Source organism: Pseudaminobacter soli (ex Zhang et al. 2022) (genome assembly GCF_014595955.1).
Taxonomy (GTDB): domain Bacteria; phylum Pseudomonadota; class Alphaproteobacteria; order Rhizobiales; family Rhizobiaceae; genus Kumtagia; species Kumtagia pseudosoli.
Genome location: NZ_JABVCF010000033.1, coordinates 1 through 11,512 on the forward strand (window position 1 = coordinate 1; position 11,512 = coordinate 11,512).

Below are 11,512 nucleotides of genomic sequence, written 5' to 3' on the forward strand. Positions count from 1 at the left end.
GGCGCTCACCGTCGCCCTACAATAAGGGGGTCAAAATTGGACGCCGATCAGGGGTCAGTTTTGCGCGCCGATTGACAGCCTCACCGCACCGAGCCAGGCAGAAATCAGCTGGCTCATCCGCCAGGGCGTCTCGACCAAAGCTATGGTCCGCCCGATCGCCATGATGGTCGGGGTCGGGTCTCCAGCACCCGATGGTTTGTTCGATAACGGTGACGACGGCGAACGCTGGCTCGCCTTCGAACAGGAGAACGACTGCGTCTTCTGGCAACCCCGCCGCGGCACCTTGGCGACCTATTCCGGCCGGGCCTTCGCACTCGGCGAGGACATCGTTGACAACCCGGGCACATACGCCTTCGACTGTGCGCTGAACATCTTCTCGGATCCCGTCGACTGGCTTCGCGCCAAGCGGGACGGAATCGTCGCGCTCGACTGGTCCCGAGCCTTTGATCGGCTCCGGCATGTCCCGCGGATCGCGATCGCCGAGACGCTGCTGCCGCTCTACAAGCGCCACATGCGGCCGCCGCGAATGCCGGAGCTCTTCATCATTCCTGGAAGGAGGCAGGCCGCATAATGGACCGTGTGATCCTTCCAGCTGCCGAATACGAGCGGCAGAAAAAACCCCGCTTCACCGCGATCAGCACGACCGAACTGATGGCGATAGAGTTTCCACCGATCCGTTGGACGGTATCAGGCTATGTTGCCGAGGGCCTCAGCATTCTTGCCGGGCGCCAGAAGCTCGGCAAGACCTGGCTGGCGATCGACTGGGCGATTGCCGTAGCCTGTGGCGGCGTCGCCATGGGTTCGATCTACTGTGAGCAGGGCGATGTCCTCTACATCGATATGGAGAACGGCCCGCGGCGGATTCAGGGCCGGATCGACATCCTGTTCCCCAGCGAACGGCTGCGGCCGGATCTCTCCAGATTACGGTGGGTGAGCGATGCGCCTGCATTGAACAAGGGTTTCCTGGATGCTCTGGAGGACTGGCGCCTCACGGTTGATCAGCCACGCCTCGTGGTCATCGACGTGCTTCAGCGTATCAAGCCGTCGGGCAATGCCAATCAGACCTCCTACGAAAGCGACTATGCTGCATTCTCGGGGTTGCAAGCGTGGGCCACGCGCAATCGCGTCGCTGTCGTGGCCCTCCATCATACCCGCAAGGGCGGCGCCGACGATCCACTGGAGGCGCTGAGCGGGTCAAATGGACTCTCCGCCTGCGCGGACACCACCCTGGTCCTCGACCGCGACCACGAAGGGGTCACACTCTACGTTCGAGGCCGGGACGTCGAGGAAAAGGAGAGCGCGCTCACGTTTGCCGGCGGCGTGTGGATTGTTACCGGTGAAGCAGCCGATGTTCGCCGCTCCTCAGAGCGCGGTAACATTCTAGCGGCTCTCGAGGAGGCAACAGAACCTATGTCACCAACCGACCTCTCCAATGTTACCGGAATGAAGAACGGTAACATCCGCAGGCTGCTGCATTCGATGCTGAAAGCCGGAGAAGTCCAGAAATCCGGGCGCGGCGGCTATCTGCACCTCAAGAATGCTACCGCAAACAGCCCCGGTGAGTGACCCCGGTAACAACGGTAACATGGTAACATTGCCCAATTCTGAGACCATCCGAACCATAGTCCAAGAACCTCGATTGTTACCTTGTTACCGATGTTACCGGGGATAGAGTTACCAGCTAACTCCAGCCAAAGGCCGCGGAATCCTCCCCTTCGCTGAAAGCGGGAGGGCCAGTTCATCCCCCTGCCCGTCAGGTCTGAGACAATCCTCCTCCAGAAGAGAGGAGATGGACATGAACCCCTTTGAGATCGTCTTTACCACCGTTGTCGCCCTGACGGTCCTCAGCGCAGCATCGGCAACGGTGATCGTGCTGCTGGTGGATACGCGGGCCAGGCCCGGCGCCAGGATCGTGGCGGCTCGGCTGATGGAGATCGCAGTGCTCGGCGCCGGGGCCGTCATCGCTCTTCTGAGCAGCCAACCCGGTTAGGACACTCTAGCGCCTTGCCCGCACCCAACCCGCCGCACGCGCCTCTGCCTCAGAACAAAACCAGCGCTCGCCATGCTCGGGCCGGATGATGGTTTCCCAATAGAACTTGTCACCCGGCACGTGGTAGATCCGCCGTCCAGTGTTGATGCTGATATTGCCCTTGATGTTGCAAGCCGGATCGAGAGAGGCCGGGAGGGAGGGAAGGCCCTCGCTGGCGACGTAAGTAGCCGCGCCCGCCCCAATAAAGGCGATCACAGGCAGTTGCCATGGCCACGACGACCCGCGTCGCGGAGGCGGTGCTGGTTTGCGCGGCCGGAAACGATGAACGTTGCCCATGGCCCTCTCCCTCGGCAGGAGAATGCAACGCATGCGTGCGGGATGTCCAGCAGGAGGCGGTCCCTCCTCTGTCGAGCATGATCCGGAAGCTTGCCTGAGGCCACCATGCTATAGCCGGATCTCTGCAGTCGAACGGGATCCCGCGTGGCCGTTCCGATGAAGCAGGATCTCCAGGCCCCGAGGGATCGGGGCCATCTCGAGGTGAGAACTTATCGCCTTTCCAGACGGTTGTTGCCCTGACAGTCCTAAGCGCGCGGATGGGGAGTAGGGAAGAGTGAGTCGTAGATGACCGCGCGCAGTTCTGACTCGCTCATAGGCCCGCTTTGAACACGCATTGCGGCGATGTGCGCTGCTTCCATCTGACTAGGACGGTCAGGGGCTGGGCCGTGTAGGCTTACAGTCTGGACCAGCCAGTTGATCATTTCGATTTTCTTAGGGGTAAGATTGGTGGAGGTCATAGCGGCCTCCTTTCTAACTTGGGGCAAGGGCTCGATGGCCACCCTCAACCGACAGCGCCCGTAACAATGACTGCCGATAAGAACTCATAGGGTATATTGCCTGGCGGAGCCAGCGGTTCTTTGACGGAAGCGGCATCGCGATTCAAATTTCTCTTCATCGAAGGTGACCGAAGCCGTTCCTTTCAGCGTGTAGACCTTCTCAGGTTTGCTCGCAATTCGGCACGCGGCCCGTCCTGAGGAGTGCATTTGAGAATATCCGTCGCGGGCGCGCGGACGCGTACTGCTCGACTCCGCTGAGTGCATTAGCGCCGGTGCTGGCCCATCAAGCCGGCCGGATTGATCGGGCCTCTGGCCCCTTCTGGCCCTGTGCGTAGCTGATGATCACTCGCTGGCCTTCGGATAGCGTGCTCATGCCCGACCGGGTCAGGGCAGTGGCATGGACGAAAACATCGTTTCCGCCAGCTTCCAGGCTGATGAAGCCGAAGCCCTTGTCCGCGTTATACCACTTTACCGTGCCCTCCCCTTCCTGCCCGCTTGAACTCGGCGGAAGAGAGCGTTGAGACATGGCACGAGCCGCTGGCCGCCTGTCTGGCTGAGACGAACCTGCGTCCATCACCTCGAGCACCTGCGACACTTGCTTGCCTTTCGGCCCGTCCTGCAGTGTTACTTTCATGCGCGCACCCTCCGAAACGATGCTGTGCCCAGCTGCCTCGAGCGCCCGCATGTGCAGGAAAGCTTCTGATCCATCCGCTGCCTTGATAAAGCCGAAGCCCTTGCCGGGATTGAACCACAGAACCTCAGCGTCAATTGTATCGGAAGCAGATGGAGTCGGCCGTCGGAAGTAGCTGGGCTCGTCCGCCGGTTCGGAGACAAAGTCTCTATCGCCGCGATGGTTACGACGGCGTTCTTGGAAGTGTCCCTTATTGCCCATTGCTCTCTCTTTGATGGCAAGGATCCCGGTCCCAAGTAGCACCTGGCCGTTTTAGTTCAACGTCGAAGCTGACTGGATAAGCACGCCTGCGCAATAAGACATGTTTTGAGTAGCACGCTTCGCCCTTTGAGCGATGGGCTGCTCGCCGGCTCCACAGTGAGTTGCAGATGCGACGCCATTGTCAGCTAAAAATCATCAGCAGCGAACTCTCTGGAGATCGGCTCGGCGAAGCTGGAGGCGCAGCTTGCCCAAAACCTGCTGCGCATTGCCCAAGGCCAGGACCGGCAGGCGCTGATTGCCACGATCCTTGCCCTGAAATGCCCCGCGAGCTGCCGCTCGGCAAGAAGGAGGCAGCCGCAGGCCGCGCACCGCCGCCGACCATCACGACGACGGATAGGATGAGCAGAAAGTCTTCCCGCCACCAAGTCGGACGCCTGTAACGGTGTCTGACATTCCTCATGTCGCCCCTCCGGCGAGCGGAGTGCAAGGCGATAGGCGACGTTGCGGAAGGTGATCGCGGCCCGAGGCGAGCGCCTCTGCCGACCAGCGGAGATCGGGCGGGAGTGGATCTCAGCTCACTGTGCCGCGCGCAGCAAAACTGCATGGCTGTCATTCAGCCACGGTGGTTGCCTTCGATCCGAGCATGACTATGTAAGCGCTCGTTGGTGGTCATCCTCCTCCCAGATCACCAACACGGCCGCCGATCTCACCTCCTCCCGGGATCGACGGCAGAGACAAGAGCCCCGCCGGATCTCCTCCCCTGGCGGGGCTTCTTCGTTTTTGTGGTGTGGTCAGCAGCAGGGCCGGTGTTGTTCTAGCTTCGTCATCAAATGAAAAGACCCGCCGTGCCTCGTTCTACGGCGGGTCGTCCTGACCGCGAGTCAAGGGGGGAACTACTCGCGGTCGGGATAGGCCGGGGCGCTTCGCCCCGTCTCCTGATTGTCTCCGGAACTGAAGCCGTCCCTGTGAGCAGCCGGCAACCTGCCAACCGACCTCGAAGAGGGTTAGGGTTCTGCCCCGTCGATGGTCGGACACAGGAGTGGGCTGGGGCAAATCCTTGTCGGCTCCTTCGACCTCATCGACTTGATTTGCCGACTTTCAGGCGGTTGATGTGGTCTACGACAGTCTTTGGATCATAGGGCTTCGCCAGCGCGGGACCTTCCTCGCAAAGATCACTGGCAGCCTCGGCGACGCGTTCGACCACCGAGGAGAGAACCACGTCTACGCCCGGCTTGTTCTGCCGCACCCATTGAGACAACAAGAACCCGCTCATTCTTCCTGGAAGGCTAACATCTGACAGGACCACGTCCACTTTGAAGCCTTCATGCTGCAAAGCCTCTACGGCCTCTTCGCCGCTATTCGCCTCGATTACCCGGTAGCCGCAGTGCCGAAGATAGTCGGCAATCACGGTCCGTGTGATCACATCGCCATCTACGACGAGTATGGTCTGGAGGGTGGAATTGAGTTCCGAGGGCATGTGGTTGAACGGCTACTCGGCCGAGCTTGTTCCACGTTGCAACAATGGCCTGAGTTGGTCGACCAATTGGGAGTGGAGGAAGGGTTTGGAAATGAAGAGGTCACATGGTGCCGCGCCGCCGGGTTCCGCGGCCGGGACAAAGTGGGCAGACATGATTGCGACCTTGATCTTTGGCCGCTCCCGGGCAACAAACCCCGCTAGATCCAAGCCGTTTGACTGACCGGGCATGTTCACGTCAGTGACGACAAGGTCCACTATGACCGAAGACTTGAGAATGTCGATCGCATCATCGGCCGATGCCACCTCGATCACCTTCCAACCGGCCCGCCGGAGTTCCTCCGCCACATCGATCCTGATCAGTATCTCGTCTTCAGCCAACAAGACCGTAACGGTCTGTTGCAGCACGTCTGGCTGCTGCGCCTCTCTTAGAACCACCTACCCCTATCCTTCCTTGCCCCGCAACGCGCAACCTTCTCGGCGGCGATTGGTTCCCGACCAACGATGAACGAGGAAGCTGGACAGACGAGTTGTGGGGTTTGCTCTTCCAGGTGCGCCAAAAGACAGGTACGCCAAAAGAGCTGTAGGGGTTTCCGAGCAGCGTTGCAGGCCCGCGTCCTTCTGGCCTGAGGCCGACGCCGTTCATACGGTGGGCCCACTTGGCCATCCTTTCACCTCCAAAAAGCCCCCTCGGGGGCAGGTTTCCGGCTCATTGGTCATAATGACTATTGAAGGCACGGAAGGAACAGGAATGCGCAAGATAACGATTCCGATGGCCGCGGCCGCCGTTATGTTTGCCGCTGGAGCCAGCGCACAGGAACAGCCGATTCAACCACCTGCAAGCACGCCCGCTGCCCCGGAAGCGCCGTCCACCGCACCTAGCATCCAGAGCGTCACGGTTGTCGACGTTACGGAACTGCCGGAAAGCACGCAGAAGCAGATCGATCAGGTGGTGGCGCAAGGCGGAGAGGCAGAGCTCCAGAATCTGCGCAGTTCGGTGGACTCGTCACCGCAGGCCAAATCGGCGCTGGAAGCCAAGGGCCTTACATCCGCACATGTCATTGCAGCCAGTATGAGCCAAGACGGCGCACTGACGCTTGTCACCAAGAAGCCGAGCTAAGCGGAAGTCAGTGCCGCAATGGACCATTGGCGGGGGGCAATGGTCCGGTCTGTTAGAGAACGACGGTTGCGGCAGATCGTAAGTGCCGGCGCGGCACTGCGAACCAAGCCTGAGGCATCGCCTGCGCATAGAGCTCGAGATGCGTGCTCGGAACGGTGTCGTGGTCACTGCCATAATGATGTCTGCTCTTGAGCAGTGGCAAAGGTGCCCTCAACGGCCGACATCGGCGCAGAGCTGTAGATCGTGTTCGCTGACCGAACGTCCGCTTGCTTGCTATGCCCGCCCAAAAGCGGTCATTCCGCTTCCCACCCAATGCAGACACTCGAACCAGCGAGAAGCGTGATGCTGGTAACTGACATGACTCCGCGCGCCAGAGAAATCGCCGGAGGTAGCTTTGTGGCTTCCCGAAAAGCGAAGCTGATCGAGTTGCTCGAATCCGTTGGAGCGGGTGGAATACGATCACACTATGGATCGCGTCCGGATGCCCTACTGATCGGTCTTTCAGCTCATCGCTGCGACGGACTTCGCGGGTGAAGATGAGCTCCGGTTGGCGCTCTTATTGCCGAGTCGGATACCGATCGATACGCCAAAGTAGCGAGGATGATCCGCTTCAACGGAATTCAGGAGAAGGTGCATTTGGGCTTGCGAAAACACGCAAGGTCGGTAAACGGCAAACAACGCCGCTTGCCCTGGAGTGACCAGTGTCCCCTAACGAACGTAATGAAGATCTGGTCCGTCTCACCTCGGACGTTGTATCGGCCTATATATCGAACAATGCCGTTCCTCATTCTTCCCTACCCTCGCTGATTTCTGAGGTTCACGCATCCTTAACCAGGTTGGGAGCCGCTCCTCAGGAAGCGGTCGAAGAGCCAAAGAAGCCCGCTGTTCCGATCAAGAAGTCCGTGACGGACGACTACATCGTGTGCCTCGAGGACGGGAAGAAGTTCAAATCGCTAAAGCGCCATCTGTCGACCCATTACGGCGTGACCCCCGACGAGTACCGTGCAAAATGGGGTCTGCCTTCCGACTATCCTATGGTTGCTCCCGGCTATGCGGCTGCGAGGTCTGCGCTCGCTAAGAGCATGGGCCTTGGACGGAAGCGCGCGCCTGAGGTCAAGCCTGCAAAGGCCAAGCGCACGCGTAAGGCGTAAGCGGAGACCTGGCGGGATGGCATTGTCGGCATCAGCACCCGCCGCCACCCTCGAAGACGACGGTCACTACTCCTGGAGTGACTTCACCGTGGGAGAGCTACGTAGTGGCGTCGAGAACCGAGCTTCACTAGCTTCGCCGAGCCGAACCCGGCCGCCAAGGTCGAGGGCGGCTGAACTCCGAACACCTGGTTCGTGCTAGGCCCGCAGCCGGGTTGGCTTTTCGTCATGTAGACCCGTCGGTTGTCCCTTCCATGACCTCAAGAGTTTAGGCACCATGGAGCCTTCTACGGGCTCGGAATAGAGGAATCCCTGGGCATTATCGCAGCCCAGCCCCCGCAGCCGCTGCGCCTGGGCGAGCGTTTCCACCCCTTCAGCCGTTATCTGCATGCCCAAATTTCGGCCAAGCCCAATAATTCCCGCGACAATGGCTTGATCGCCTGCATCCTGTTCAAGCCCTCTGACAAAGCTTTTATCAATCTTCACGTGGTCGACAGGGAACTGCTTCAGGTGGGTCAAGGAGGCGTAGCCAGTCCCGAAATCGTCAAGCGCGATCTGGACCCCATGCTCGTGAAATCGGTTCAGGATTGCGGCGATGTCGACGATACCCCGCCCGAGCAGCACGGTTTCAGTGACCTCGACCTCAAAACGCTCCGTTGGGACCTCCTTCTGGTGGAGGAGACTGAGGATTCTTTCGGCAACTCCATCGACGGTGAACTCCGCCGACGACAGGTTGATGGCAACCCTCCCAATTTCGAGGTCCTGATCGAGCCACTCGCGTGTGTCCGAGATCACCCTGGTGATGAGTTCCTGCCCGATGCGAAGGGAAAGCTCGAGGTCGCTAAACACCGCGCCGAAGTAAGCGGGTGTCAATATTCCTTTGGCCGGATGTTGCCAGCGGGCTAGGGCCTCAAAGCCGACGATACGGGACGTCCGAAGGCAGACCTTGGGCTGGTAGAACGGTATAAACTCTCTCCTGGCGAGCGCTTCCCGGACCTCCTCGTTCAGCGCTAGCCGCTCCTCGACGGCGATGCGCAACTCAGCAGAATAGTTTATGGCGCGGTTGCGCCCCTCGGCCTTGGCCCGGTAGAGAGCGATGTCGGCATTCTTCAGGAGCTCTTTCGCGTCTGCCCCATGGTTTGGGAAGGCTGCCACACCGATACTGGCTCTTCCGATGAAGGTTCGCTCCGCATAAACAAACGGCCGGCGCAATTGCTCCAGCATGATGTCAACCAACAGGGTCGCATGCCGGAGGGTCAGCGGCTCCCCGATGATGACTGCAAACTCATCGCCGCCGAAGCGCGCGACAGTGTCGCCCTCCCGAACCATTGCCGTGAGGCGAGCGGCTATCTCCTTCAGAAGAGCATCACCTGCATCGTGCCCAAGCGCGTCATTGACATCTTTGAAATGATCCAGGTCGATCAACAGCAGGCTAACGCTGGTGCCCCTTCGGTGGCCTTCTCCAAGTGCCTGCTCCAGGCGGCGCTGGAATAGAGCGCGATTGGGCAACCCCGTGAGCGCATCATGATTGGCGACTCGCCAGATTTCCTCTTCGGCCGCCTTGCGCTCCGTAATATCGAAGGTGACGCCCACGAGCCTGTTGGGACCTGCCTTCTCTGCACGCAAGCCAAGCCAAAGCGTCTCACCGTGTGGCGTTGTATAACGGAACTCGATGCTTTCAGAGCTCTTGACGTCTGATTGGGAGAGAAGATGCTCTCGCAGATGCCTATCATCGGGGTGAATCCGGTCGAGAAACTCTGAGAGCGGACCTGACCCGATGCCGATCAATCCGGCGGCATTTGGGGTCCGCGTGATATAGTTTGTTGTAAGGTCTTGCTCCCAAGCAATCATTCTGGCGGCATTAAGCGCCAACCGCAGCCGTTCCTCACTGGCATGGCGAGCCTCCTCCGCCCGCTTTTGCGCCGTGATGTCCCAGATCGTACCGATTCTGCGAATCGGCTGCCTGTTCTCATCGGAGATTGTGCGACCAGATGCTGCCACCCACCGTTCTCCGCCATTATCGGCGCGATTGATCCGGCAGATACCGCTGAAGCTCGTCCCGGGCTCGGACTGATCCTTGTAGAATGTGCGCTCCACGTGAGGGCGATCTTCGGGATGCACGCGGTTCAGGAAGGTGTCACCAGTGATCGGAGTATCGGCAGCAATTCCGAGGATTTGTCGCGTCTCGGCTGACCATTGATGGCGATCCAGGATCAAGTCCACATCCCAGATGCCTAAAGCCGTGGTCTCGATGGCAAGCCGCAGCCGTTCCTCGCTGGTCCGCAGCGCTTCCTCGGCTAGTCTGCGCTCTTCAACGTCCATGAGGACGCCGACCCACTCTCGGATGGAGCCATCACCATCTCGAAGCGGAACAGCCTTGGCGCTGACCCAGCGGTACTCACCAGTGGCATGCCGCACCCGATACTCGGCCTGGAACCAGACACCGGATCGGACGCATTCCTGCCAGTGGGCAACGACGCGATCCTGATCTTCTGGGTGAACGGTAGCGAGCCAACCTTGCCCTGAGTACTCGGCCTCGTCTTGACCGGACAACTCGCTCCAGCCCCAACCACGTGTTGCCTGCCCAGTTGGACAGGAAGTCCAGAACACCATTGCGCTGGCTTGAAGCAAGGCTTCATACCGCTCTGCGCTTCGCACAAGACTGGCTTTGGCGTTGTTCCAAGCATCAACAGGCCAGGTTTCCCGCGACCCTGACCACTCCTGTTGGAACTCCTTCAGGAGCTCCTTGATCTCGTTAAGCACTGCTCTTTGCCCCGCCTCTATCCGTCTTCACTGCCAGACAAGGAGCGTTTGTACGGATATCGCGCTCGTGGCCGAGCGCTATCGCTTTTGGGCAGATCAACCTCAAGGAATCGCAAGTGAAAGACGTGCAATTTTAATAATAGATCACGTTGAGCGAGTGTGCCTCGCGACAGATATTGGCTGCAGAGAAGAACCAATCCGCATTGAGATGCGGGTGACGGACTTCGGCGGCGAACTGATGCAGCATTCAGCCGGGTCCGCAGGATTGCGCGGTACGCATGTCATGCGTGCACGCAAGCCCTATATGTTGGCGGACAACCCGGATTGAGGAGATACGGATGAGTATCGCGACCGAACGCGCAGTGCTTGCCGGCGGCTGCTTTTGGGGTATGCAGGATTTGATCCGCCGCTATCCCGGCGTGATCTCGACCCGTGTCGGCTACACTGGCGGCGACGTAACCAACGCCACCTACCGCAATCACGGCAGCCATGCCGAGGCAATCGAGATCGTTTTTGATCCGGCCAGGATCAGCTATCGTGAACTGCTCGAGTTCTTTTTCCAGATTCACGATCCGACGACACGCAATCGCCAGGGCAATGATGTCGGCACGAGCTACCGCTCGGCAATCTTCTACGCGAATGACGAACAGAAGCGCATTGCGGAAGACACCATTGCCGATGTCGAGGCATCGGGCTTATGGCCCGGCAAGGTCGTGACCGAACTGGAGCCGGCGGGCGATTTCTGGGAAGCGGAGCCCGAGCATCAGGACTATCTCGAGCGCTATCCGAACGGCTACACCTGCCATTTCCCAAGACCGAACTGGAAGCTGCCACCGCGCGAGGAGAGCCGCCGCGTCGGATAGATTTCAACAGCCGTCCACGTCAGCGGCCAAGATTCCCAGTGGTCCAGTTCCATCGGGGCGCTCCAAAGGCCCTTGAGAAGGTTGGTGCTGATTGGGAAGATGACAAAGAGGGTTGCCGAGGACACATTCCGTGGAACCCCAGGAACTGGTGCGACTACGACCTCCAACATCTACGGCCGACATCGGCGCAGAGCTGTAGATCGTTGGCTGACCGAACATCCGCTTGCTTGCTCTGCCCGCCCAAAAGCGGTCATTCCGCATCTCACCCATTGCGGACGCCGGCAGGAGACCACGTCGGTGGCCCTTGTTAAGGTCCGCATCGCAGGCGCTAAATAGTCTTCGTCATCGTACAAGAGCGAAAACAAAAGCAAAACAGCGAAATTGCTTTGCCTTTTCAAAGGCTTGCTCACCTGCTATAGTACCCGAATA

Annotated in this window: 12 protein-coding genes; 7 read left to right on the forward strand and 5 right to left on the reverse strand. The window is 59.6% G+C overall.

Annotated elements, in window-relative coordinates; all coding sequences use genetic code 11:
• Positions 1–142: 142 nt before the first annotated feature.
• From HUI96_RS28770 to HUI96_RS28780, 3 genes are all read left to right on the forward strand, one after another.
• Entirely contained in the window at positions 143–571 is a 429-nt protein-coding gene (locus tag HUI96_RS28770; protein WP_188258129.1) for a hypothetical protein, read from the forward strand.
• Entirely contained in the window at positions 571–1,566 is a 996-nt protein-coding gene (locus HUI96_RS28775) for an AAA family ATPase (protein WP_188258130.1), read from the forward strand. The genes HUI96_RS28770 and HUI96_RS28775 overlap by 1 nt, the downstream gene beginning before the upstream one ends.
• Positions 1,567–1,795: 229 nt before the next feature.
• Positions 1,796–1,990, forward strand: coding sequence for a hypothetical protein (locus tag HUI96_RS28780; protein ID WP_188258131.1), 195 nt, complete (start codon positions 1,796–1,798; stop codon positions 1,988–1,990).
• A 6-nt stretch (positions 1,991–1,996) separates the two neighbouring features.
• Here the strand turns inward: HUI96_RS28780 and HUI96_RS28785 are convergent, their stop codons facing one another.
• From HUI96_RS28785 to HUI96_RS28800, 4 genes are all read right to left on the reverse strand, one after another.
• Entirely contained in the window at positions 1,997–2,245 is a 249-nt protein-coding gene (locus HUI96_RS28785) for a hypothetical protein (RefSeq protein ID WP_337918700.1), read from the reverse strand.
• An 861-nt stretch (positions 2,246–3,106) separates the two neighbouring features.
• Positions 3,107–3,715: a cold-shock protein gene (locus HUI96_RS29985; RefSeq protein ID WP_188258132.1), complete on the reverse strand. Its 609-nt coding sequence runs from the start codon at positions 3,713–3,715 to the stop codon at positions 3,107–3,109.
• A 1,075-nt stretch (positions 3,716–4,790) separates the two neighbouring features.
• Positions 4,791–5,192, reverse strand: a complete 402-nt coding sequence (locus tag HUI96_RS28795; RefSeq protein ID WP_188258133.1) for a response regulator — start codon at positions 5,190–5,192, stop codon at positions 4,791–4,793.
• 12 nt (positions 5,193–5,204) lie between these two features.
• The gene (locus tag HUI96_RS28800; RefSeq protein WP_188258134.1) at positions 5,205–5,627 is read right to left on the reverse strand and encodes a response regulator; all 423 of its coding nucleotides are present in this window, start codon (positions 5,625–5,627) and stop codon (positions 5,205–5,207) included.
• 313 nt (positions 5,628–5,940) lie between these two features.
• On the opposite strand from HUI96_RS28800, the gene HUI96_RS28805 reads away from it, so the two are divergent.
• Positions 5,941–6,309 (forward strand): hypothetical protein, encoded by a 369-nt coding sequence (locus tag HUI96_RS28805; protein WP_188258135.1) that lies wholly within the window; start codon positions 5,941–5,943, stop codon positions 6,307–6,309.
• A 701-nt stretch (positions 6,310–7,010) separates the two neighbouring features.
• Positions 7,011–7,460 carry a MucR family transcriptional regulator gene (locus HUI96_RS28810; protein ID WP_188258136.1) on the forward strand — a complete coding sequence of 150 codons (450 nt, stop codon included), beginning with the start codon at positions 7,011–7,013 and terminating at the stop codon, positions 7,458–7,460.
• 195 nt (positions 7,461–7,655) lie between these two features.
• Here the strand turns inward: HUI96_RS28810 and HUI96_RS28815 are convergent, their stop codons facing one another.
• The gene (locus HUI96_RS28815) at positions 7,656–10,220 is read right to left on the reverse strand and encodes an EAL domain-containing protein (RefSeq protein ID WP_188258137.1); all 2,565 of its coding nucleotides are present in this window, start codon (positions 10,218–10,220) and stop codon (positions 7,656–7,658) included.
• 67 nt (positions 10,221–10,287) lie between these two features.
• On the opposite strand from HUI96_RS28815, the gene HUI96_RS28820 reads away from it, so the two are divergent.
• Both HUI96_RS28820 and msrA read left to right on the forward strand, forming a co-directional pair.
• Positions 10,288–10,548, forward strand: a complete 261-nt coding sequence (locus HUI96_RS28820) for a hypothetical protein (RefSeq protein WP_188258138.1) — start codon at positions 10,288–10,290, stop codon at positions 10,546–10,548.
• A gap of 10 nt (positions 10,549–10,558) precedes the next feature.
• Entirely contained in the window at positions 10,559–11,083 is a 525-nt protein-coding gene (gene msrA / locus HUI96_RS28825) for a peptide-methionine (S)-S-oxide reductase MsrA (RefSeq protein ID WP_188258139.1), read from the forward strand.
• Positions 11,084–11,512: the final 429 nt, after the last annotated feature.